The sequence below is a fragment of the Ruegeria alba genome (genome assembly GCF_022321465.1).
In the GTDB taxonomy this organism is placed as follows: domain Bacteria; phylum Pseudomonadota; class Alphaproteobacteria; order Rhodobacterales; family Rhodobacteraceae; genus Ruegeria_B; species Ruegeria_B alba.
In genome coordinates this window covers 69369-92793 of the sequence record NZ_JAKOEM010000011.1, presented here as the reverse complement: position 1 = coordinate 92793, position 23425 = coordinate 69369, and the positions used below count along the sequence as shown (strand labels likewise).

23 protein-coding genes are annotated in these 23425 nt (G+C 63.8%); 17 read left to right on the top strand and 6 right to left on the bottom strand.

Annotated features, from left to right (window positions below; genetic code table 11):
• Positions 1-268: 268 nt before the first annotated feature.
• The 3 genes from MB818_RS13355 (at position 269) to MB818_RS13345 (ending at position 3164) form a co-directional block, all read left to right on the top strand.
• On the top strand, positions 269-472 hold the full coding sequence (locus tag MB818_RS13355) for a hypothetical protein (protein WP_234137590.1): 204 nt from the start codon (positions 269-271) through the stop codon (positions 470-472).
• Between the two features lie 120 nt (positions 473-592).
• The gene (locus MB818_RS13350; RefSeq protein ID WP_238905394.1) at positions 593-2638 is read left to right on the top strand and encodes an acetyl-CoA carboxylase biotin carboxylase subunit; all 2046 of its coding nucleotides are present in this window, start codon (positions 593-595) and stop codon (positions 2636-2638) included.
• A 4-nt stretch (positions 2639-2642) separates the two neighbouring features.
• Positions 2643-3164 (top strand): hypothetical protein, encoded by a 522-nt coding sequence (locus MB818_RS13345; RefSeq protein ID WP_238905393.1) that lies wholly within the window; start codon positions 2643-2645, stop codon positions 3162-3164.
• A gap of 16 nt (positions 3165-3180) precedes the next feature.
• Here the strand turns inward: MB818_RS13345 and MB818_RS13340 are convergent, their stop codons facing one another.
• The gene (locus tag MB818_RS13340) at positions 3181-3627 is read right to left on the bottom strand and encodes a DUF4174 domain-containing protein (RefSeq protein ID WP_234137593.1); all 447 of its coding nucleotides are present in this window, start codon (positions 3625-3627) and stop codon (positions 3181-3183) included.
• Positions 3628-3798: 171 nt separating this feature from the next.
• Between MB818_RS13340 and MB818_RS13335 the strand changes: the two genes are divergently transcribed.
• From MB818_RS13335 to MB818_RS13300, 8 genes are all read left to right on the top strand, one after another.
• Positions 3799-4731 carry a hypothetical protein gene (locus tag MB818_RS13335; RefSeq protein ID WP_234137594.1) on the top strand — a complete coding sequence of 311 codons (933 nt, stop codon included), beginning with the start codon at positions 3799-3801 and terminating at the stop codon, positions 4729-4731.
• Positions 4697-6826, top strand: a complete 2130-nt coding sequence (gene scpA / locus MB818_RS13330; protein WP_234143266.1) for a methylmalonyl-CoA mutase — start codon at positions 4697-4699, stop codon at positions 6824-6826. Before MB818_RS13335 ends, scpA begins: the two co-directional genes overlap by 35 nt.
• A 129-nt stretch (positions 6827-6955) precedes the next feature.
• The gene (locus MB818_RS13325) at positions 6956-7558 is read left to right on the top strand and encodes a VOC family protein (RefSeq protein ID WP_234177927.1); all 603 of its coding nucleotides are present in this window, start codon (positions 6956-6958) and stop codon (positions 7556-7558) included.
• Entirely contained in the window at positions 7555-8049 is a 495-nt protein-coding gene (locus tag MB818_RS13320) for a GNAT family N-acetyltransferase (protein WP_234143268.1), read from the top strand. Before MB818_RS13325 ends, MB818_RS13320 begins: the two co-directional genes overlap by 4 nt.
• A 40-nt stretch (positions 8050-8089) precedes the next feature.
• Entirely contained in the window at positions 8090-8770 is a 681-nt protein-coding gene (locus MB818_RS13315; protein ID WP_234137598.1) for a molecular chaperone DjiA, read from the top strand.
• A gap of 4 nt (positions 8771-8774) precedes the next feature.
• Entirely contained in the window at positions 8775-9788 is a 1014-nt protein-coding gene (locus MB818_RS13310) for an endonuclease/exonuclease/phosphatase family protein (protein ID WP_238905391.1), read from the top strand.
• A 38-nt stretch (positions 9789-9826) separates the two neighbouring features.
• Positions 9827-10216 (top strand): hypothetical protein, encoded by a 390-nt coding sequence (locus MB818_RS13305; protein WP_238905389.1) that lies wholly within the window; start codon positions 9827-9829, stop codon positions 10214-10216.
• A 159-nt stretch (positions 10217-10375) separates the two neighbouring features.
• Positions 10376-12187 (top strand): amidohydrolase, encoded by a 1812-nt coding sequence (locus tag MB818_RS13300; protein ID WP_238905388.1) that lies wholly within the window; start codon positions 10376-10378, stop codon positions 12185-12187.
• A gap of 234 nt (positions 12188-12421) precedes the next feature.
• Here the strand turns inward: MB818_RS13300 and MB818_RS13295 are convergent, their stop codons facing one another.
• Genes MB818_RS13295 through MB818_RS13285 form a run of 3 tightly spaced genes read right to left on the bottom strand, consistent with a single transcriptional unit; the run spans position 12422 to position 15773 of the window.
• Positions 12422-13966 carry a Ppx/GppA family phosphatase gene (locus MB818_RS13295; RefSeq protein WP_234163455.1) on the bottom strand — a complete coding sequence of 515 codons (1545 nt, stop codon included), beginning with the start codon at positions 13964-13966 and terminating at the stop codon, positions 12422-12424.
• A 49-nt stretch (positions 13967-14015) separates the two neighbouring features.
• Positions 14016-14705 (bottom strand): P-loop NTPase family protein, encoded by a 690-nt coding sequence (locus MB818_RS13290; RefSeq protein ID WP_234137603.1) that lies wholly within the window; start codon positions 14703-14705, stop codon positions 14016-14018.
• Positions 14706-15773 (bottom strand): AI-2E family transporter, encoded by a 1068-nt coding sequence (locus MB818_RS13285; protein WP_234183019.1) that lies wholly within the window; start codon positions 15771-15773, stop codon positions 14706-14708.
• 291 nt (positions 15774-16064) lie between these two features.
• Here MB818_RS13285 and proS point away from each other — a divergent pair, with 291 nt between their 5' ends.
• The gene (gene proS, locus MB818_RS13280) at positions 16065-17459 is read left to right on the top strand and encodes a proline--tRNA ligase (RefSeq protein ID WP_238905387.1); all 1395 of its coding nucleotides are present in this window, start codon (positions 16065-16067) and stop codon (positions 17457-17459) included.
• Between the two features lie 4 nt (positions 17460-17463).
• On the opposite strand, the gene MB818_RS13275 is transcribed toward proS, so the two are convergent.
• Positions 17464-17832 (bottom strand): hypothetical protein, encoded by a 369-nt coding sequence (locus tag MB818_RS13275; RefSeq protein WP_234137606.1) that lies wholly within the window; start codon positions 17830-17832, stop codon positions 17464-17466.
• 238 nt (positions 17833-18070) lie between these two features.
• The gene (locus MB818_RS13270; protein WP_234163458.1) at positions 18071-19879 is read right to left on the bottom strand and encodes a fasciclin domain-containing protein; all 1809 of its coding nucleotides are present in this window, start codon (positions 19877-19879) and stop codon (positions 18071-18073) included.
• A 230-nt stretch (positions 19880-20109) separates the two neighbouring features.
• Here MB818_RS13270 and MB818_RS13265 point away from each other — a divergent pair, with 230 nt between their 5' ends.
• From MB818_RS13265 to MB818_RS13245, 5 genes are all read left to right on the top strand, one after another.
• Positions 20110-21396 (top strand): lipoprotein-releasing ABC transporter permease subunit, encoded by a 1287-nt coding sequence (locus MB818_RS13265; protein WP_234217057.1) that lies wholly within the window; start codon positions 20110-20112, stop codon positions 21394-21396.
• On the top strand, positions 21389-22075 hold the full coding sequence (locus MB818_RS13260; RefSeq protein ID WP_234163459.1) for an ABC transporter ATP-binding protein: 687 nt from the start codon (positions 21389-21391) through the stop codon (positions 22073-22075). The genes MB818_RS13265 and MB818_RS13260 overlap by 8 nt, the downstream gene beginning before the upstream one ends.
• 85 nt (positions 22076-22160) lie before the next feature.
• Complete coding sequence (locus MB818_RS13255; protein ID WP_234137610.1) at positions 22161-22544, top strand: c-type cytochrome; 384 nt, start codon at positions 22161-22163, stop codon at positions 22542-22544.
• A gap of 25 nt (positions 22545-22569) precedes the next feature.
• Complete coding sequence (locus MB818_RS13250) at positions 22570-22962, top strand: cytochrome c (RefSeq protein WP_234137611.1); 393 nt, start codon at positions 22570-22572, stop codon at positions 22960-22962.
• Positions 22963-22976: 14 nt separating this feature from the next.
• Positions 22977-23384 (top strand): c-type cytochrome, encoded by a 408-nt coding sequence (locus MB818_RS13245; RefSeq protein WP_234137612.1) that lies wholly within the window; start codon positions 22977-22979, stop codon positions 23382-23384.
• Positions 23385-23425: the final 41 nt, after the last annotated feature.

The window sequence follows — 23425 nt, the reverse complement described above, 5'->3', positions numbered from 1 at the left end:
GCCTCGTTCAGGCGTGCGGCATAAATCTGCCTGCGTCGTGCGCGCACCTACTATTCCGTACCCCTTCCCTAAGCGGGCGGTTTGATGTCGCTGACCTCGAACCGCCCGTCTTTTTGCCCGCGCTCGGCACAGGTGGATCGGCGGATTTCCCCCAATTTGCGCGGCCCGCCGCTGAGGCTGTCACGGCGCGTGCACGCCGCTTGATTTCCACCCGCGCGCGGCCCCATCTATCTGCCCATAAGACGGATCAATCCGAAGGAAGGGCAGGATGCAGAAATCGAAACTCTTTGCCGGTCTGGCGCTCGTCGCCGGTCTGGCCGCCTGTGGCGACAACCCGACCGAACAGGCGCTTTACGGCGGCAGTGCCGGGCTTCTGGGCTCGCTCGCGCTGGATGGAAACCCTGTTGTCGGCGCAGCGGCCGGCGCCGCTGGCAACATCCTTTATTGCAAGGTGCAAGGCACCTGTAACTGACACACTGAATTCTCTCCGGGCACCGAACCGCCCGGCTGATATCGCGCGATACGCCGTTCCTGGCCATCCGGCCGGGGGCGGCGTTTTGCGTTCCGACCCTTCCAAGACAGAGGACATCGCATGTTCAACAAGATCCTGATCGCCAACCGGGGCGAGATTGCCTGCCGGGTCATCAAGACCGCGCGCAAGATGGGCATTTCCACCGTTGCCATCTATTCGGATGCCGACAAGCAGGCGCTGCATGTGCAGATGGCCGACGAGGCGGTGCATATCGGCCCGCCGCCCGCGAACCAGTCCTATATCGTCATCGACAAGGTGATGGCCGCGATCAAGGCGACCGGCGCCCAAGCGGTGCATCCGGGCTATGGCTTCCTCAGCGAGAACTCGAAATTCGCCGAGGCGCTGGAAGCCGCCGGTGTCATCTTTGTCGGCCCCCCCAAGGGCGCCATCGAGGCGATGGGCGACAAGATCACGTCGAAGAAGATCGCGCAGGAGGCAAATGTCTCGACCGTGCCCGGTTACATGGGTCTGATCGAGGATGCCGACGAAGCGGTCAAGATCTCGAACGAGATCGGCTATCCGGTGATGATCAAGGCCAGCGCCGGGGGCGGCGGCAAGGGCATGCGCATCGCCTGGAACGATCAGGAGGCGCGCGAAGGCTTCCAAAGCTCCAAGAACGAGGCGGCGAACTCCTTTGGTGACGACCGTATCTTCATCGAGAAATTCGTCACCCAGCCGCGCCATATCGAGATCCAGGTTCTGTGCGACAGCCATGGCAACGGCATCTATCTGGGCGAGCGTGAATGCTCGATCCAGCGGCGCAACCAGAAGGTCGTCGAAGAGGCGCCCAGCCCCTTCCTCGACGAGGCCACCCGCCGCGCCATGGGCGAACAGGCCGTGGCGCTGGCCAAGGCGGTGGGCTATGCCAGCGCGGGCACGGTGGAATTCATCGTCGACGGCGACAAGAACTTCTACTTCCTGGAAATGAACACCCGCCTTCAGGTGGAACACCCGGTGACCGAGCTGATCACCGGTGTCGATCTGGTGGAACAGATGATCCGCGTGGCGGCGGGCGAACCGCTCAGCATCACCCAGGACGATGTGAAACTGACCGGCTGGGCCATCGAGAACAGGCTTTATGCCGAAGATCCCTATCGCGGCTTCCTGCCCTCGATCGGCCGTCTGAGCCGCTATCGCCCGCCGGCGGAAACCGCCGCCGGTCCGATGCTGGTCAATGGAAAATGGCAGGGGGAGGCGCCCTCGGGTGAGGCGGCTGTGCGCAACGATACCGGCGTCTACGAAGGCGGCGAGATCAGCATGTACTATGACCCGATGATCGCCAAGCTCTGCACCTGGGCGCCGACCCGTGCCGCCGCGATCGAGGCGATGCGCATCGCGCTGGACAGTTTCGAGGTCGAAGGCATCGGTCACAACCTGCCCTTCTTGAGTGCGGTGATGGACCATCCGAAATTCATCTCGGGCGACATGACCACGGCCTTTATCGCCGAGGAATATCCCGAAGGCTTCGAAGGCGTGACCCTGCCTGAAACCGACCTGCGCCGCGTGGCCGCCGCCGCCGCCGCTATGCACCGTGTGGCCGAAATCCGGCGCACCCGTGTCTCGGGCCGGATGGACAACCACGAGCGCCGGGTGGGTACGGATTGGGTGGTCACGCTGCAAGGTGCCGATTTCCCGGTCACCATCGCCGCCGATCACGATGGCTCTACCGTCACTTTTGACGATGGCAGTGCGATGCGGGTGACCAGCGACTGGACGCCGGGCGACCAGCTGGCCAACCTGATGGTCGATGGTTCGCCGCTGGTGCTGAAGGTGGGCAAGATCTCGGGCGGGTTCCGCATCCGCACCCGGGGCGCTGACCTCAAGGTGCATGTGCGTACCCCGCGTCAGGCGGAACTGGCGCGGCTGATGCCCGAGAAACTGCCGCCCGACACCTCGAAAATGCTGCTTTGCCCGATGCCCGGCCTGATCGTGAAGGTCGATGTCGAAGTGGGGCAGGAAGTGCAGGAGGGTCAGGCGCTGTGCACCGTCGAGGCGATGAAGATGGAAAACATCCTGCGCGCCGAGAAAAAGGGCGTGGTTGCCAAGATCAACGCCGGCGCGGGCGACAGCCTGGCCGTCGATGACGTAATCATGGAGTTCGAATAACCCCATGTTCGGGGCACGCCCATATCCTCGCGGTGTCCGGCCACTGGCCGCGCTGGCCCTTCTGGGGCTGGCGGCCTGTGCGCTCGACCGCGAGGCCGAGGTGCGTGCCCAGCTCGGCGGCTGGATGCCGCTGGGCGATACACTCTATTTCGAGTCCAAGCTGGAATGCACTGCCGGGGTCTTCGCCACTCAGGCCGATTTTCTCCAGGGCAAGGTGCGCACCGTTTCGACCCTGCACGACGGTCTGGCCGCCTTGGGAAAAGAGGCTACCGTCGCCTTCGAGCTCGAGGGAATGACCCCCGACCAGGTCTCGCAGGCGGTGATGTCGGCGGATCTGCCCAAGGGGCTGGGTGTCCTCTCCTCGGGCCTCAGCGCGCGGGCCTGCATGGACGAGGGTACAAGATCGGCTTATCTGAGTGCGCTGCACTCGCCTGCCGCGCTGCTGATCTTTGCCCCGGATAACAACGCCCTGGTGATCCTCGACCGGGATCGGCGACAGGTGTTCTTTGCCCGGGGAGATGTGTGATGGCGGCACGCGCGCCTCAGTTCAGCCCGCGCCGGTCGCGGATTTCCTGTTCGCGGGTCGGCATCTTGTCGATGGTCCGGGTCAGTTCGCGCACGCTCCACGGGGTCGGCTTGCGCAGCTTGACGCCGCCATCCTTGTCGATCACCACCAGCGCGAAACCGCGCGGGCGCAGTTTCTGCCGGGCGGGTGAGCGGGACGACGGGTCGGTGTCTGTCAGAACCACCACGTCGCGTTCCGTGAGCATGTCTGCGCCTGCGCGCAGCATCTCGATCTGCTGCTGGAACCGGGGATCAGCATCGGTATCGGCAAAGACGACGATGGGCCGTTTTATCCATAAAAATTCACTCAAATCGCTCTCACCGGCGGGCCGGATCAGAGCCTCCGCTTCAGGTTGCATGGCATCGGCTGCCCAGCCTGCAAGCGGGAGAAAGGCAAGGAAAACAAAGGCGAATAACGGTCTCATGTGGTCTCCTGTCCCGTTCAATATAGCCGCGGCGGCGCCGATTGCGACAGCTTGCGCGAGAGGGGGATGCAAAAAGTTTAACGTTAATGGCTTCGTCAGGGGTTGGGCATGACTGTGAGGGTACATTCCCGCTCCCATCGGGTCCTGAGGGCCCGCAAGAAAGGCTGCGCCATGGACGTTATCCTGCATATCGGCGCGCATCGCTGCGCGACCACCACATTTCAACACTATCTGCGCCAGAATGCCGACCGGCTGGCGGCCGATGGCACCGGGTTCTGGGGGCCACGGCGGACGCGTAACGGGCTGTTTCGCGGCCTGCTGCCCACGCCCGGCCCCGCCACCGGGCGCGACCTGCGCCGCCGCGCGGTGGGGCGGGTGCGGCTGAACCTGGCGCGTACCGCGCTGGGCGGCACCCGGCGTTTGGTGGTGAGTGACGAGAACATGCTGGGTTCGATGCGGCTGAACCTGCGTCAGGCGGAACTGTACCCGGACGCGGGCGAACGCATCGCCCGCTATGCCGAGGCCTTTGACGGCAAGATCAGCGATGTGATGCTGAACATCCGCTCGCCCGAGATCTGGTGGTCGTCGGCGCTGGGCTATGGGCTGACGCGCGGTTTTGGCCTGCCATCGCCGGTGGCGCTGGACTGGATCGCTCATGGCCCGCGCAGTTGGCGCGACGTGATCGCCGATATCGGCTGCGCGGTGCCGGGCGCCCGGCTGTGGGTGCTGCCGTTCGAGATTTTCGCCGGCCGCCCCGAGGCGCAGCTTGAGGCGGTGACGGGCCGCCCGGCGCCGAACGAGCATAGCCGCGACTGGTTGAACGCAACGCCGCGCCTGCCGGAACTGCGCGAGATGCTGCCAGAGCGCCTGGCGCGCGCGCTGCCCGGTGGCGAGGGCCGCTGGACCCCCTTTACAGCCGAGCAGGCCACCGCCCTGCGCGAGACCTATGCCGATGACCTGATGTGGCTGGCAGCCGGAGCCGATGGCCTGGCCTGGCTGATGGACGATCCGAACAAGAAACCGGCGGGGCAAACCCTGCCAAGACCCGAATTGACAAGAGGAAGACGCAATGAGCAAGACCGACGATTGGCGGGCGCTGGCTGAGAAAGAGCTGCGCGGGCGCCCCGTTGAAGACCTGACCTGGCAGACGCTCGAAGGGATCGACGTCAAGCCGCTTTATACCGAGGCGGACACCGCCGAGCTGCCGCATATGGGTGGGATGCCGGGCTTTGGCCCCTTTACCCGTGGCGTCAAGGCGACCATGTATGCGGGCCGCCCCTGGACCATCCGGCAATATGCCGGCTTCTCCACCGCCGAGGAATCGAACGCATTCTACCGCCGCAACCTGGCCGCCGGTCAGCAGGGTGTCTCGGTCGCCTTCGACCTGGCCACCCATCGCGGCTATGACAGCGACCACCCCCGCGTGGTGGGCGACGTGGGCAAGGCCGGTGTCGCCATCGACAGCGTCGAGGACATGAAGATCCTGTTCGACGGCATCCCGCTCGACAAGGTCTCGGTCTCGATGACGATGAACGGCGCGGTGATCCCGATCCTGGCCAGTTTCATCGTCGCGGGCGAAGAGCAGGGCCATGACAAATCGGTGCTGTCGGGGACCATTCAGAACGACATCCTGAAAGAGTTCATGGTCCGCAACACCTATATCTATCCGCCCGAACCCTCGATGCGGATCATCTCGGACATCATCGGCTATACCTCGGACAACATGCCGAAGTTCAACTCGATCTCGATCTCGGGCTATCACATGCAAGAGGCCGGGGCGAACCTGGTGCAGGAACTGGCCTATACCCTGGCCGACGGGCGTGAATATGTGCGCGCCGCGATCGAGGCCGGGATGGACGTGGACAAGTTCGCAGGTCGCCTGTCGTTCTTCTTTGCCATCGGCATGAACTTCTTCATGGAGATTGCCAAGCTGCGCGCCGCGCGCACGCTCTGGCACCGGATCATGACCGAGTTCGGCGCCAAATCCGAACGCTCCAAAATGCTGCGCACCCACTGCCAGACCTCGGGCGTCAGCCTGCAAGAGCAGGACCCATATAACAACGTGATCCGCACGGCGTACGAGGCGATGAGCGCGGTCCTGGGCGGCACCCAGTCGCTGCATACCAACGCGCTGGACGAGGCGATCGCGCTGCCCACCGATTTCTCGGCCCGCATCGCCCGCAACACCCAGTTGGTGCTGCAGGAAGAGACCGGCGTGACCAAGGTGGTCGATCCGCTGGCGGGTTCCTACTATGTCGAGAGCCTGACCAACGACCTGATCGAAAAGGCCTGGGCACTGATCCAGGAGGTCGAGGAGATGGGCGGCATGACCAAGGCCGTGGCCAGCGGCATGCCCAAGCTCAGGATCGAGGAAAGCGCCGCCCGCCGCCAGGCGATGATCGACCGCGGCGAAGAGGTGATCGTTGGCGTCAACAAGTACCGCAAGGACAAGGAAGACCCGATCGACATTCTTGACGTCGACAACATGGCGGTGCGCGACGCCCAGATCGCCCGGCTGGAGCGTATCCGCAGCACTCGCGACGAGGCGGCCTGTGTCGCCGCGCTCGACGAGCTTACCCGCCGCGCCAAAGAGGGCGGCAACCTGCTCGAAGCGGCCGTCGAGGCGGCCCGCGCCCGGGCATCCGTAGGAGAGATCAGCATGGCGATGGAAAAGGAATTCGGCCGCCACCGCGCCGAAGTGAAGACCCTGGCCGGTGTCTATGGCGCGGCCTATGAGGGCGACGAGGGCTTCGCCGCGATCCAGAAGTCGATCGAGGCCTTTGCCGAGGAAGAGGGCCGCCGCCCGCGTCTGTTGGTGGTCAAGATGGGGCAGGACGGCCACGACCGGGGTGCCAAAGTGATCGCCACCGCATTTGCCGATATCGGTTTCGACGTCGACGTGGGTCCGCTGTTCCAGACGCCAGCCGAGGCGGCGCAGGACGCCATCGACAACGATGTGCATGTGGTCGGTATCTCCAGCCAGGCGGCGGGCCACAAGACGCTGGCGCCGCAACTGGTCGAAGAGCTGAAGAAGGCCGGTGCCGAGGACATCATCGTGATCTGCGGCGGGGTCATTCCGCAGCAGGATTACCAGTTCCTCTATGATCACGGGGTCAAGGCGATCTTTGGTCCGGGCACCAACATTCCCGAGGCGGCGCAGGATATCCTGAAGCTGGTGCGCGACGCGCGCGCAGGCTGAGGTCAGGGGCTGGGGGCGCTGCCCCCCGGCCTGCGGCCTCCCCCCGGAGTATTTCGAACCAGAAAGAAGCGGCAGGCGTTGGCTTGCCGCTTTTTTGCTGTCAGTCTCTGCCCAGGCAGGAGGGCGGTGATGGAACTGGATCATTTCGCGGTGGCGGGCGAGACGCTGGAAGCGGCGCGGGCACATGTGGAGGCGGCGCTGGGGGTGGCGATGCAGCCGGGGGGTCAGCATGCGCGGTTTGGTACCCATAACACGCTGTTGGGCCTGGCCGACGGGCTTTACCTCGAGGCAATCGCCATCGACCCGGCCGCACCTGCGCCGGACCGGCCGCGCTGGTTCGATCTGGACCGGTTCGCGGGCGCGGCGCGGTTGAGCAACTGGATCTGCCGGGTGCCCGATCTGGCGGCGGCATTGGCCGCAGCGCCGTTAGGGGCGGGCGATATCGTCGATCTGGAGCGCGGCGCGCTCAGCTGGCGGATGGCGGTTCCGGCAAGTGGCGTGCTGCCCTATGATGACCGGTTTCCGGCGCTGATCGAGTGGCAAGGCGATCTGCATCCGGCGTCGATGCTGGCGCCTTCGGGCTGCGCTTTGCGCCGGCTGGTGGTGACCCATCCCGAGGCGCAGGCACTGGCAGAGCTGTGCGGGTCGCTGGAGCGCGTGGTGTTCGAGACCGGGCCTTCGGGCTTACGCGCCGAGATCGACACGCCGCACGGGCTGCGGGTGCTGGAATGAGGATCCGGCCCGCGCGGGCGCAGGATGCGGCTGATATCGCCGGGATTGCCAATCATTACATCCGCGACACGCTGGTGACCTTTACCACCGAATTGCGCAGGCCAGAGGCCGTAGCCGAAGATATCGCGGCACGCGCGCCTGCCTATCTGGTGGCCGAAGCGGCGGGTGCGGTTCTGGGCTTTGCCACCTATGGCCCGTTTCGGTCGGGGCCCGGCTATGCCCGCACCCGTGAGCATTCCATCCTGCTTGTCCCCGGCGCGCGGGGGCAGGGGGCGGGGCGCGCCTTGATGGCGGAACTGGAGCGGGTCGCCCGCGCCGAGGGGGTGCATGTGCTGGTGGCAGGTATCTCGGGCGCCAATCCGGGAGCGGTGGCGTTTCATGGCAAACTGGGCTTTGCCGAGGTGGGGCGCCTGCCGCAGGTCGGGTACAAGGAGGAGCGCTGGCTCGACCTGATCCTGATGCAGAAAATTCTCGATGCTGACCCAAATTGACGCACCTGACACCGCCGGGCGAAGGCGCTAGTGTGGCGCCATGTCACTCTGGACCCGCATAACCGACGCGCTGAGCGCGCTGGCGCAGGGCGAAAGCCTGAGCGCCGTGTTCGAACGCTTGCGTACGCCGCCCGAGAAATCGGTGGCCTTTGCCATCGCCGTCATCGCCCTGGGTGCCAAGATGGCCAAGGCCGATGGCCGGGTCACGCGCGACGAGGTGACCGCCTTTCGCGAAGTGTTCCAGATCGCCCGCGCCGACGAGGCGGGCGCGGCGCGCGTCTTTGACATGGCCCGCACCGATGTCGCCGGTTATCAGGATTATGCCCGCAAGATCAAAGGCATGTTCGCCGAGGACAGCACCGTGCTGTGTGACCTGATGGAGGGGCTGTTTCACATCGCCATGGCGGATGGCTTCTATCATCCGGGCGAGAACGAGTTCCTGGCCGAGGTGGCGCAGATATTCGGGCAGACCGACCGCCAGTTCCATGCCCTGCGTGCCCGTTTCGTACCTGATGCGCCCAAGGATCCCTATACGGTGCTGGGGGTGTCGCCCGACATGCCGATGGCCGAGATCCGCAAGGTCTGGCGCAAGCTGGTGCGCGAGACGCACCCGGACGCGATGATGGCGCGCGGTGTGCCCGAAGAGGCGATCCGCCTGGCCGAAAAGAAGATGATCGACATCAACCGCGCCTGGGACGAGCTTAACGGCGCGCGGGTCTAGGGCGATGCGGCTGGCGACCTGGAATATCGAGTGGTTCGCCAATCTCTTTGACCGCAATGACCGGCTGTTGGTGGATGACCGCTGGTCGGGGCGCCACGATGTCACCCGCGCCCAGCAGGTCGAGGCCATTGCCAAGGTGTTGACCGCGCTCGATGCCGATGCGGTGATGATCATCGAGGCGCCCAATACCGGGCGGACGCAGAACACGGTTCGGGCGCTGACCGCCTTTGCCGAGGCATTCGATCTGCGAACCCGCGCCGCGGTGATGGGCTTTGCCAACGAGACCCACCAGGAACTGGCGCTGCTGTACGATCCGGCCCGGCTCGAGGCGCGGCACGATCCCCTGGGCGAGGAGACCGGAAAGCGCGGCAGTGCCACGCCGCCCCGGTTCGACGGCACCTACCGGATCGATCTTGATATCGACGCGACCGAGGATCTGGTGCGCTTTTCCAAACCGCCGCTGGAGTTGGAGATCCAGACCGCCACGGGCACTCGGTTCCGCATGATCGGGGCGCATCTGAAATCCAAGGCGCCGCATGGGGCCGAATCCCGCGACGAGGCGATCCGCATCTCGATCCTGAACCGGCGCAAACAGTTGGCCCAGGCGATCTGGCTGCGCGAAAGGGTCGAGGATCATCTGGCGCGCGGTGAAGAAGTGGTATTGCTGGGTGACCTGAACGACGGCCCCGGCCTGGACGAATTCGAACATCTCTTTGGCCGTTCCTCGGTCGAGATCCTGCTTGCGGCGGGGCTGTATGACCCGCATGCCGACAAGGTGCGGCAGGTGCGCCCGGGGCCGCTGCCGGCGACGGCGCGGTTCCAGTTGCCGGGCGAGGGGCGGTACCTGTCGGCGCTGCTCGATTACGTGATGATCAGCCGGGGCCTGATGGCGCGGCGCCCGGCCTGGCGCATCTGGCATCCGTTCGACGATGCCGAATGCTGGCAGATGGTCGAGTTGCGCGAGGCGCTACTGACCGCCTCCGATCATTTCCCGGTGTCGCTGGATATCGACATCTGAGCTTTGAAATCGCGCGCGCGAATGCCTATCTTGGACGTATGAAACCGATCCTTGTCATCGCCCTTGGCTTGATGCTGACCACCCCGCTGCCCGCCACCGCGCAGGACGAGGGTGAAGGCCGCTCGCTGATGGAACGCGGCGCCGAACTGTTCCTCAAGGGGTTGAGCCAGGAGATGGAACCGGCGCTCAGGGACCTGCGCGACATGGCGGGCAAGGTGGGGCCATCGGTGCTGAGTTTCCTCGAACAGATGGGCCCGGCGCTGGCCGATCTGGCCGAGCGGGTCGAGGACTGGTCGGTCTATGAGATACCCGAGATGTTGCCCAACGGCGACATCCTCATCCGCCGCAAGACGCCGCTGCCCGAGGCACAACCGGACCAGCCGCTTCAGCCGGTGGAGCCGCCCCCCCCAGGGATGACGGATATTTAGCACGGACAATCCTGGGATTGTCGCTTGCTGAGTGGGCATTTTCATCCGCGCTGCCGGCTTATCTGCCGATCACCACACACAAAGTCATGAGCGCTCTATCAAGACGGGTCACCTGTCGATATTTTATACGGATCGGATCACCAGTCGGGGAAGACAAATATGTTGATGAATTTGCATCGCACGACGGCCTGGATTGCGGTTATCGCAATGTGGGCATCAATGTCCGAAGCCCAGGAATTCGCGGACACGATCTATACCGGGGGTCCTATTCTCACGGTCGATGACGCGCAGCCGAGAGCCGAGGCAGTCGCGGTGAAGGACGGGCGGGTTCTTGCTGTGGGCGATCTGTCCGATCTGTTGGCGCGGCAAGGCGACGCGACGAAGGTCTTCGATCTAGATGGCAGAACCATGCTGCCGGGATTTGTCGATAGCCATGGGCACGTGGTCATGGGGGGGTTACAGGCGCTTTCCGCCAATCTTCTCGCCCCGCCGGATGGAGACGTCACCGACATTCCCAGTTTGCAGCAAACGCTTCGTGAGTGGACCGAGAAGAACGCCGATACCGTCGAGAAGGTGAAACTGATCATCGGCTTTGGTTACGACAATGCCCAACTCGCGGAACTGCGGCATCCGACACGAGAAGACCTCGATGCGGTTTCGACTGAATACCCGATCATGATCGTGCATCAGTCTGGGCATCTGGGTGTCGGCAATTCGAAGGCGCTGGAAATCGCCGGGATCGATGCCTCGACAGAGAACCCGCCCGGTGGCGTCATCCGGCGTGGTCCCGACGGCGAACCGAACGGTGTGCTGGAAGAATATGCCTTCTTCACGGCGGTGGTGCCGATGCTGTCCGAACTGGGCCCCGAGGGTGTGACTGTCTTTGCCAAGGCCGGGGCCAAGCTATGGGCGAGCTTTGGCTATACCACGGCACAGGACGGCCGATCCTCGGGCGGCGTCGTCGAAGCCCTGAAAGCGGTCGACGCCGAAGGCGAATTGCCGATCGATGTGATCGCTTTTCCCGATGTGCTGGAAGCCAAGGATTACATCAAGGCAAACGCTTCGGATGATTACACCGGCAACGTCCGCGTCGGGGGTTGCAAGCTGACAATCGACGGTTCGCCGCAAGGCTTCACCGCGCTTCGAGACCGACCATACTTCGATCCGGTGGGCGATTATCCACCGGGCTACGCCGGGTATTCTGCCGTGACGATGGAGCAGGTCCAAGACGCAGTGAACTGGTGCTACGAGAACGGTTTGCAGGTCATTACGCATGCAAACGGCGAGGGAGCGTCCGACATGCTGATCGCCGCACTTGGGGCGGCACAGGAGAAGTATGGCGATCCGGGCAACCGTCCGGTACTGATCCATGGTCAATTCCTGCGCGAAGACCAGGTGGACAGCTATCAGCGGCTGGGTGTCTTCATGTCGTTGTTTCCGATGCACACCTTTTATTGGGGCGACTGGCATCGAGACCATACGGTTGGGCCGGTCAACGCCGAAAACATCTCGCCAACCGGATGGCTGGTTCAGCGTGGCATGATGTTTGGTTCTCATCACGATGCGCCAGTTGCCTTCCCCGACAGCATGCGCATTCTTGACGCCACGGTCACCCGGCGGACGCGTTCCGGCGACATCCTTGGGCCACATCAAAGGGTCGATGTCATGACCGCGCTCAAGGCGATGACAATCTGGCCCGCATGGCAGCAGTTCGAGGAAGACGACAAGGGCTCGATCGAGGTAGGCAAGCTCGCCGACTTCGTCATTCTGTCTGGCGACCCGACGGCGGTTGATCCGGAAACGCTGGATCAGCTTCGTGTGGTTAAGACCATCAAGGAGAACAAAGTGATCTACGAGGCCGAGGCGGGCGTGCAGAAAGGCGAGCTGTCACACCCGGATTTTGCCTTTAGCCCTATCGCGGCGGATCATATTCTTCACGCCATGTACGAGGGTCTCACCGCCCGGAATTGAGAGGCATCTGGTCATCTTTTCGATCTGCCGCGCCGCTGGCCTGACGGAAGCCGATGCTGAGCGAGTTGCTGAACGAACCCGAAGCAACTCCCTCTCATTGTTCGCGGTGATGCGTCTTGGCCAGCGGCTTGTTACGAACCCAAGCGAGGACCTCTGTGGGACCACCCGACAGGATGGGTCACGGCAGGTTCCGGAAAGTCCGGGGCAAACCTGCGGCCCCGGGCTGCGTTGGTCTCACTCCTCGATAAACACGTCCGAGGTCGCCCCCAGCGCCGAGACCAGCGATTGGAACCGGGCCTCGGCCACTTCGCTGAACAACGGGGCGGCCTCTTGCGGCAGGTGCAGTTCCAGTTTGCGTTTCTTGGGGTACCAATGCAGCCGCCCCATCCGCGCGTCGCGCTTCAGCCAGAGCATGGCGCCAAAGCGCATTGCCTTGCCCAGGATCTCGGCCTGGGTCTGGCTCTTGTCGTCCAGCAATGCGTAAATCGGCTCGAACCGGTTGCCCTCGCGCTTGTTGCGATAGCGGTGTTGCAGGGCCAGCCCGATAAAGACACGTTCGGAATGCTTGAGCCCGCCCAGGTTGGCGCGGGTCACGTTGTCGAAACAGACCTCGGCGCGGTAATCGGGATGCGCCCGCCAGCTGACATCGTGCAGCAGGCAGGCGGCCTTGATCAGCCGCACCCGTGGGCGCGGGGCGGATTTGAACAGCGGCATCACGAATTCAAAGAGCTGCTTGCCGAATCCGGGCAGGCGGGCATCCTTGGATTCGGCGAAATAGCAGGCCTCGATCAGCGGGTCGCGGTCGCGCAGCCGCTGCGGCATCTGTTCATACAGCAGCCCCTCGCGGATCCCGTAGGAGGAGATGGCGATATCCTTGGGCTTGAACTCGCGGATCAGCCGGGCCAGCACGTCGATCGCATAGGGAACCAGCGCCATGCGCGAGGCCGAAACGCCGGCCTTGCTGCGCAGCTTGTCCAGGTCGGCCCGTTCGATATAGCGCGCGGTTTCATGCACGTCGCGGACGGTCATGCGGTATTCGTGCAGCACCTTGAGCGGATAGTTCCGGCGCAGCATGTCGACACGCGCGATGGCGCGCCAGCTGCCACCGACCAGGAACAGGCGGTCGCGCTGGGGGCCAAGCTGGGCGCGCAGGTCGTTCATCACCTGTTTGATATGTGCCTTGCGGCCGCGACGACCGCCCGGCACGTCGCGCAGCTTCAGCGGCCCCAGCGGCGAGGTCAGGCGGCGGCCCACCTGGCCGCTGCCGATCTCGGCCAGTTCCATCGAGGCGCCGCCAATATCGCAGATCAGCCCATAGGCGCCCGGCCAGCCCAGCAGCACGCCCTGCGCCGACAGCCGCGCCTCTTCCTCACCGTCGATCACCTGGATCACAAGGCCGGTCTCGCGCTTTACCTCGGCGCAGAAATCGGCGCCATCCGCGGCTTCGCGGACGGCAGCGGTGGCCACCACCCGCAGGGGCGGCAGGTCCAGGTCGTCGGCCAGGTGCTGGAACCGGCGCAGCGCGGCCAGAGCCCGCACCCGGCCTTCGGGGTTCAACCGTCCGGTCTCGGCCAGACCGGCGCCTAGGGCGCACATGATCTTTTCGTTGTAGAAATAGGCGGGCGAGCGCGCTGCCCCATCGAACACCACCATGCGGACCGAGTTCGAGCCGACATCCACCACGCCGATCCGCGACAGCGCCCGGGCGCCGGGATCGTCGAAAAGCGGTCTGCCGAAGGGCCCCCAGTCCGGGACGGATGTTTCCGTTTGCAGGTTCATGCGGCCCCCTGTCTTCGCGTGGGCAGAATGCGGGATTGAGTCATTCGGGTCAATTGCGGTGTCCGGCCGCACCGGGCTGATCGTTCAGCAGCCGAACGGCCAGGGCACGGGTGATGTCGCGCTTTTCAGCCAGCGCGATCCGGTCCAGCGCCTCGACCATGCGGGCGGCGGCCTCGAAGCTGCGGTCCATGTGTTTCACCAGATACGAGATCACCTCGGGGCCCGGGCTGAGTTGCCGGTCGACGAACAGTTTGGCCAGTACAGCGCCCAGCAAGGCGTCGTCCGGCGGGTCTAGCGCCACATGCTGTGCGCCCTCGATCCGGCTTTGCAGGTCAGGCAGGGCCAGGCCCCAGAATCCGGGCGCCTGCTGTCCGGTCAGCAGCAACGGATTGCCATTGGCCAGGGTCAGGTTGTGCAGATGAAAGAGCAGCGCCTGACGCGCATCGTCGCCTGCCAGCAGCGGCACATCCTCGACCGCGACCGGGCCGGATGCCAACTGGGGAATATCGGCCTCGGCCAGGTCGGTTGCGGCGGTGATGCGCCCGCCGGTCTCGGCGGCCCAGACATGGGCCAGGTGGGTCTTGCCCGCGCCCGCCGGGCCGGTCAGCACCAGCTTGCCGCCGGGCCAGACCTGTGCGGAAATCATCGCCACCGCCAGCGCATTGGCGGGTGAGACGAAAAAATCCTCGCGCCCCAGCGCGGTCATCGCGGGGAGGTCAAAGCTGAGTTGTCGGGCCATTCAGTCGTTGTCCTGTCCGGTGAGGCCCCGGTAGAGGCGGCTGCCCAGATACTGTCCGGTGGCGAAACGCGCAAGTACCCCCAGCGCCGCCGCGACCGGCACCGCGATCAGCATGCCGACAAAGCCGAACAGCGCGCCAAAGACCGACAGCGCCAGCAACAGCCAGACCGGATGCAGCCCGACAGAACTCCCCACCAGCTTCGGGGTCAGCAGGTTGCCTTCGACCACCTGGCCCAGGGCAAAGATTGCCGCCACCAGTCCGATCGACAGCCAGTCGCCCCAGAACTGGAACAGCGCCAGCCCGATGGCCAGCGCACCGCCGATCAGTGCCCCCAGATAGGGGATAAAGGTCACCAGCCCGGCGATCAGCCCGACCACCAGACCGAATTGCAGGCCGACGATCATCAGCGCCACCGCGTAATAGGTTCCGAGGATCAGACAGACCGTGCCCATGCCGCGCACGAAAGAGGCCAGCACAGCGTCGATCTCTCCGGCCAGACGCCGGATCACCGGTGCATGATCCAGCGGCAGCAACTGGTCGATGCGCGCGATCATCCGGTCCCAGTCAAGCAGAAGATAGACCGCAACCACCGGCACGATCACCAACAGCAGCACCACGTTGATGGCCGAGCCGACCGAACCGGCCAGGGTCTTGAGCAGGTCGCCCGAGCGCGACTTCAGCGTTTCCATCACCGAGGCGATCATCTGATGCGCGTTCGATTCGCGATCCAGCACCGAGGGGAAATGGGTGCTGACAAAGGTCCTCAGGTCCTGGAACAGTTGCGGCAGCACGTTGATCAGGTCGATCATCTGCGCGATCAATGCCGGCACCACCATCAGCACCATCAGCACGAACAGCAGCACCGAGGCGACCGTGATCACCGCGGTGGCCGCCGAACGCGACAGGCCCAGACGCTCCAGCCGGTCGGCCACCGGATCGACGAAATAGGCAATCGCGCCGCCGATCACAAAGGGCAGCAGCACGTCACCCAGCAGGTAGAGCACGGCGACGAAGATCACCGTGGCAACACCCCAGTAGCGCAGTTGATCCTTTACGGGCAGTGCCATGCGGCCTCCGGCGCGATGATTTTCCACATGCTTCGGTTTTGGCTTATGGTGCCTGGGCTTGCAAGCGTTCCCTTGGCGCGGCCCGCGTTGCGATCACTATAGCTCTGGGGAACACGGCTTGCGCATTGTCTCCGTTCCGGGTGTAGCTGCTTTGACCGTACTGGAACATGAACCTGATGCAGCGGTAAACCGGATGTCTTCACCGGGCAAAACCACGCCTGAGCGATTGCCTGTTGCACGGCGATGTCTTAGACCGCTTGGAAACGTCAAATTCAGGAAAGACACAGCACGATGCGCCTGTCGCGATATTTTCTGCCCGTATTGAAGGAAAACCCCGCTGAGGCCCAGATTGTCAGCCATCGTCTGATGCTGCGCGCCGGCATGATCAAACAGGCGCAGGCCGGCATCTATTCCTGGCTGCCGTTGGGGTTCAAGGTGCTGCGCAAGCTGGAAAACATCGTGCACGAGGAACAGATCCGTGCCGGTCATATCCCGATGCTGATGCCCACCCTGCAATCGGCCGACCTGTGGCGCAAATCCGGGCGCTATGACGCCTATGGCCCGGAAATGCTGCGGATCACTGACCGGCACGACCGCGAAATGCTGTTTGGTCCGACGAACGAAGAGATGATCACCGATATCGTCGCCAACTATGTGACCTCGTACAAGGCGCTGCCGCTGACGCTCTACCATGTGCAGTGGAAGTTCCGCGACGAGGTGCGCCCGCGTTTCGGCGTCATGCGGGGCCGTGAATTCCTGATGAAGGACGGTTACAATTTCGACCTGACGAAAGAGGATGCGCTGCACGCCTATAACCGTCATCTGGTCAGCTATCTGCGCACCTATGAGCGTATGGGGTTGCAGGCGATTCCGATGCGGGCCGACAGTGGCCCGATTGGCGGCGACTATACCCATGAATTCCTGGTGCTGGCCGATACCGGCGAGTCGGAAGTCTTCTATGACAGCGCGATCACCGATCTGAGCTTTGGCGACCGCATGATCGACTATGACGATCACGCCCAGTGCCAGGCGGTGCTGGAGGAGTTCACCAGCCGCTACGCCCGCACCGACGAAACCCATGACGAGGCGGTTTTCAACGAGATCCCCGAAGAGCGCCGCCGCGTGGCGCGGGGGATCGAGGTGGGCCAGATCTTCTACTTCGGGACCGAGTATTCAGAGAAACTGGGCGCGATGGTGCAGGGCGAGGACGGCCAGCGCGTACCGCTGCACATGGGCAGCCATGGCATCGGAGTGTCGCGCCTGATCGGTGCCATCATCGAGGCCAGCCACGACGACAAGGGCATCATCTGGCCCGAGGGCGTCACGCCTTTCCATTGCGGTATCGTGAACCTGAAGCAGGGTGACGACGAGGCGGATGCGGCCTGTGACAAGCTATATGCCGCGCTGACAGCGCTCGGGCTGGAACCGCTCTATGACGACCGTAGCGAACGGGCGGGGGGCAAGTTCGCCACCATGGACCTGATCGGTCTGCCCTGGCGGATCACCGTGGGCCCGCGCGGGTTGAAGAACGGGGTGGTGGAACTGACCAGCCGCAAGACCGGCGAAAGCGTCGAGCTGAGCCCGGAAGAGGCGGTTCGGAAGGTGGCCGAGATCTATGCGCCGCACCACCCGCACCTAGCTCGTGAAGAGCCGATGGCAGGCCGGTCTTTCCAAACCTGGCTGTGATGGACTAGTGAAGTGGACTGCGGGTTGGCGGGTGGCTTAGCAAATCGCCATCCGCCCAGTCGCCATGGTGCGCCAGAACGCATGGCCGCCCCAAACGGTTCACCAAGTCCTCCATCGACAGCCCGAGGAAGTTCAAACCGCACAATCGCTTACCGCTGCCGCGCTCTGTGACGCAAAAGGCGCCGTCTCGAAAAGCCAGACCATAACCGCGTTTCCGCATGACCTCGATAAGCTCGGCCCATGTTTTCGCCCCGTGAAAAAGCGGCAGCATGACTGCCCGCAGCAGAGCTGCCGTTTCACAATCATAAGCCGCAGGTTGCGACGTGGAGCGTTTTTTCGAAGACATCGGTCCTGTCATCTGCCTGAGTCCCATCTTGGGCACTCCTCATTCCTAAAATGCTGGCACTTGTGCAGTACGGATTCAAAATTTGCCCGCCCGACGTGTTAATTTTGGTTAAAATTTGGGGAAATTCGGTGTCAAAATCGGTCTCATCGCCATAATGTTTCTGTCTTGGAAACGGTATTGAGCGGTGATGCGTGTTCTTGTCATCTGTGCATCATGTACGGCAGGGGCGCTGTAGCCGCCCCTGCCAAAATGTGCGAACGTTGGGTTAGGCAAGAAGATCGTAATCCGTGCCGTCGATCCTGATCATGATGCTGTCTTGTGCAGCGCCGTCCACAAGGGCAAAGATCACTTGCCCCTGATAGTCGACAAAAACCTCCTCGACGGCATCATCCCCCGGACGTGCGACACCGTCACCGCCGGCATGGGTCACGTGAACGACGAAATCGTCGATGCTCGCATCGGACTGGCCGAAGACAAGGACATCGTTTTCTTCCGAGTTGAAGTCCTGGATCCAGTCGGTGCCGTGATCCTCAATCCCCAGGTGGTAGAACTTGTCGGCGCCGGTGCCACCATTCAACCGGTCGAACCCGAAGCCACCATTGATGAAATCATCCCCGGCGTTGCCGAATATCTGGTCACTCAACCCGTTTCCGGCGATGACGTCGTTCCCGTCCTGACCAGCCAGAAAATCGGTTCCTGCACCACCCGAGATCGTATCAGCACCGCCTTCGCCATAGACGACGTCGTTACCGGCCCCCGCATCAACCAGATCGCTGTCTGCGCCTGCATAGATCCAGTCGCCAAGGTCGCTGTCGCTGGCGCCGCCGATGATCGTGTCGGCACCCTCGGCCCCATTGAGCGTATCGTTGCCATCGCCACCGCGCAGAAGATCGTTTCCGGCGTCGCCGAGCAGCCGGTCGTTGCCGTCGGCGCCAAGGATGATGTCATTGCCTTCACCGCCGCGGACGACATCATCCCCGCCACCAGCGTCGATTAGGTCGTTATCGAGGCCGGTATCAAAGGACTCTGCAATGTCTTCGCCAAAGATCAGATCGACAGCATTGTTCCCGTCGCTGACAAGAACATCGGCAGGAACCAGAACGCCATCAATGACATGCACGATCCCGTTGGCAGCCTGGATATCGGTGGCGATGATGTTTGGATCGGGCAGTTCGGGGTCAAGGTCGCCGAGGCTGGTTCCGTCGATTGTTATCGAACCGCCCTGAAGTGTTGTGATGGTGTCAGAAGCAAGTACCTGGCTGGCTTGCAGGGATTCGCCCGCGACATGATAGGTCAGCACCTGGGTCAACAGCCCGATCGGATCGCCCCCGCTTAGAAGATTGAGACCGCGCACAATGAAGGACAGGGCACCTGCCTCGTCGGTTCCCTCATAGCCGAGCGTTTGCGCAAGAGACAGGAACGCGTCGTCATTCGGCGCGAAAACAGTCAGGTCGGCATCCGCATCGTCAAGGGCACTGCCAAGCCCGGCGGCTGATACGGCCGCCAGGAGGAGATCGAAGTCGCTTCCATTGTCATCCAGCTCTCCCGACGACGCGACCAGCCCTGTGATTGTCGGGGCATCGTTTCCGGGCAGGTCTACCGGCAGCATGACCCGGTCGATGACGTGGATGATGCCGTTGTCCGCCGCCACATCGGTCGTGACCAAAGATGCGTCGATCAGGTCAGGTTCGAGATCGACAAGGGTGGGCGCATTCAGCGTCACAACGCCACCCTGAAGGGTTGTCAGACTGCCCGCAGCCGCGATTTCGGCTTCCTCCAGGGATTCGCCGGCGACATGATACAGCAAGACAGCGCGCAGAGTTTCAGCAGGTACTGCACCGGTCAAGAACGCGGTCACCGCATCGTTGTCCGTGCTGTCTCCGTCAAAGCCGATATCCACGGCAAGTTTCGAGAAGGCCGCATTGGTCGGGGCGAAAACGGTGAAATCGCCCGAGGCATCGTTCAACGTGGCGACAAGGTTCGATCCGGGTAGTTCGCTGTCGACGAACGTCAGGGCCGAAACAAGGATCGAGAAATCCGCGTTTCCAGCGGCAATATCTGTTATTGTGGGCATTGTTTCCTCCAGCTTGTGTTCGAGAGGACTACGCGTTCAGCAACAGGGCGGATCATTCCAAGGGGCTCACGAAATCGCGAGCAAGAGTGACCCGGCGCGCGTAAGCATTTGACAGTCGTACGGGTTCTGAATTCCCCCGGCATACCGCGGAATCGGCGGGTTGTTGGTTCTGACCATGTACAAAACCGTCAAAACGCCGTACATCGCGGGCAAACGAGCAGGAGCCTAAAATGGCCAGACAACCGGCCCCCTTTGCCGCATTTGAATGGAAGATCGCCTGGCGGTACCTGCGTGCCCGCCGGGCCGAGGGCGGGGTCAGCGTGATGACCTGGATCAGCCTGATCGGCATCACGCTGGCAGTGTTCGCGCTGATCGCGACGCTGGCGGTGCGCTCGGGCTTCCGGTCCGATTTCGTGGGCACCATCCTGGGTGCCAACGCCCATGTCACCGTCTATAACCCCGGCGAAATCGACGCCAATGGCCGCATTGACCGGACCATCCCCAACTATGCCGAGATGGCCGCCCGAGTGGCCGGGGTCGCGGGCGTCACCCGCGCCGCGCCGCTGGTCAAGGGGCAGGTGATGGCGGCCGCCCAGAACCGCAATGCCGGTGTCGAGGTGTTCGGTATCGCCGCGGCCGATCTGGCCGCACTGCCCGGTATCGTGAATACCGACCGTTCTTATGGCGACCTGTCCCGCTTCGATCAGGGGATCGCGCTGGGCTCGGGCGTGGCGCGCGAGCTGGGGGTTACCGTGGGTGACCGGATCAAGCTGATCTCGCCCAACGGTGCCCGCACACCGATGGGCACCTCGCCCCGGGTGAACGCCTATGAGGTGGTCTATGTGTTCTCGGCCGGGCGCTATGACATCGACCGCACCCGGGCCTACATGCCCTTTGCCGAGGCGCAGGCCTATTTCAACCGCGAGGGTGTCGCCGACGAGATCGAGGTGATGGTGACCGAGCCCGAGCGGCTGGACCGGGTGCTGATCCCGATCCTGACCGCCGCCGGTGACGGCGCCCAGGTCTGGACCTGGCAAGACGCCTCGGGCGGGTTCCTGCGCGCGCTCGAGGTCGAGGACAACGTGATGTTCATCATCCTGTCGATCCTGGTGCTGATCGCGACCATGAACATCGTCTCGGGCCTGATCATGCTGGTCAAGAACAAGGGCCGGGATATCGGCATCCTGCGCACCATCGGCCTGAGCGAAGGGTCCATCCTGCGCGTGTTCTTCATCTGCGGCGCGTTTACCGGCATCCTGGGCACGCTGATGGGCGTTGTGCTGGGCTGTCTCTTTGCCATCTATATCGACCCGATCTTCTCTTTCGTGAATTTCGTGATGGGTGGCGGCGTCTGGGACCCGGCCATTCGCGGCATCTATGCGCTGCCGGCGGAACTGCGGCTGGCTGATGTGCTCAAGGCGGCGGGTCTGTCGCTGGGCCTCTCCTGTGTCGTGACCTATTTTCCGGCGCGCCGCGCGGCGCGGCTGAACCCGGTGGAGGCGCTGCGCTATGAGTGAGGCGACATTGCGCCTGAGCGGCATCGAAAAGACCTATCTGAAGGGGACACCCGGCGAGGTGCGCGTGCTGCGCGGCGTCGATCTGAGCGTCGCGCCGGGCGAGATGGTGGCGCTGGTCGCGCCCTCGGGGGCGGGCAAGTCGACGCTTCTGCATATCGCGGGCCTCTTGGACGTGCCCGATGCGGGTCAGGTTCAGATCGCCGGACAGGACATGACCGGGCGCGGCGACCGCGCCCGCACCGGGATGCGGCGGCGGGACGTGGGCTTTGTCTATCAGTTCCACCATCTGTTGCCCGAATTCTCCGCGTTGGAAAACGTGGTGTTGCCGCAGCTGGCCAACGGCGTGGCTGAAGGCCAGGCCGAAGCGCGCGCACGCGAGCTTCTCTCCAGCGTCGGAGTGGCCGGGCGCGCGGACCATCGTCCGGCGGCGCTGTCGGGGGGCGAACAGCAGCGCGTGGCGTTCTGCCGGGCGCTGGCCAACGCGCCGCGCCTGTTGCTGGCGGATGAGCCGACCGGCAATCTCGACCCCGCGACCTCGGAGCAGGTGTTTGACGCGCTGGTCGAACTGGTGCGCGGCACGGGCCTGTCGGCGCTGATCGCTACTCATAACCTGGAACTCGCCGCGCGCATGGACCGGGTGGTGCGCCTGACCGAAGGGCGATTGTCGGCCGAAGGCTGAGGCGGCGCCACGCGTTGATTTGGATCATGGCGCCGGCTGTCGCGCCGGGTCAGGCTGGCCGGGAAATCATAGTGGTCCGTTGAACATGCGCCTTCTGTTTCCGGCCTTACTCCTGCTCGCCGCATGCGCCCCCGAAGGACCGGGTGGTGCGCGGCTCTATGCCCGGCATTGCGCGGCTTGCCATGGGCCGACCGGCGCCGGGGATGGACCCGAGGCGCCGCGCTTGCCGGTACCGCCCGCAGATCTGCGTGGCCTTGCAGAGGCCCATGGCGGGCAGTTTCCGGCGGCGTCCGTGATGGCCACGATCCATGGCTATCCCGGCAAGGGGCATCTGGGCGCGATGCCTGAATTCGGGCCATTGTTCGACGGCGAGACGGTCGCCGTCACCACTACCGATGGAAATGTCGTCGCAGCACCGCGCGCAATAGTGGCGCTGACCGCTCATGTCGAAACGCTGCAAACGCCCTGAGGCGCGCAAACTGGAGGAGACCTCGATGAAACCGTTCCTGTCCGCCCTGCTGATCTCGACCCTGGTCGCACCTGCCTTGGCGCAGGATGTGACCGAGGGAGAGCAACTCTACCGCCACCATTGCGCGACCTGCCACGGGATCGAGGCCACCGGGCACGGACCGATGGCCGGCGTACTGGTGATCAGCCCGGCGGATCTGACGCGTCTGTCCGAGGATGGAGAGCTGCCGATCGTACGGATCGTGCGACGCATCGACGGGCGAGACCCGCTGGTCAGCCATGGCAGCCCTATGCCGGTCTACGGCCCCTATTTCGAAGGGCGCGACGTGGCTATTAAGTCGGAAACCGGTCAGCCGATCTTGACCAGCCAGCCGATTGTCGATCTGCTGGCCTATATCGCGACGCTGCAAGAGAAATGAATGGGAGACCGGCCATGCGCGCTATACCCGCAACCGCTCTGATATTGGCTGTGATTGCGGCCTGTGCCCGGATCGACGCCATGCCCGGTCCCGCGGAAGGCGAAAAGGTCTTTGCCGCAAATTGCGTGGCCTGTCACGATTACCGCGGGCAGGGGGCGGAATTGTCTGGCGGTGGCGAGGCGCCGGACCTGACCCGGATCGCGGAACGGCGGGATGGAGACTTTCCCCGGGCCGAGATCCTAACCAAGATCGACGGCTATGGACGCGGTAAGGTGTCGGCAGAGATCATGCCAGCCTTTGGCGCCCTCCTCGAAGGAGAGTTGGTTCCGGTCGAGATCGACGGGGTCATGACGCCGACGCCGCGGCCACTGGCGGCGTTGCTGGCCTATCTGGAAAGTATCCAGGTGTCCGAGGCGGGGTAATCCGCGCGACCGGGGCGGAGGCGAAGAAAATTCGACGAATT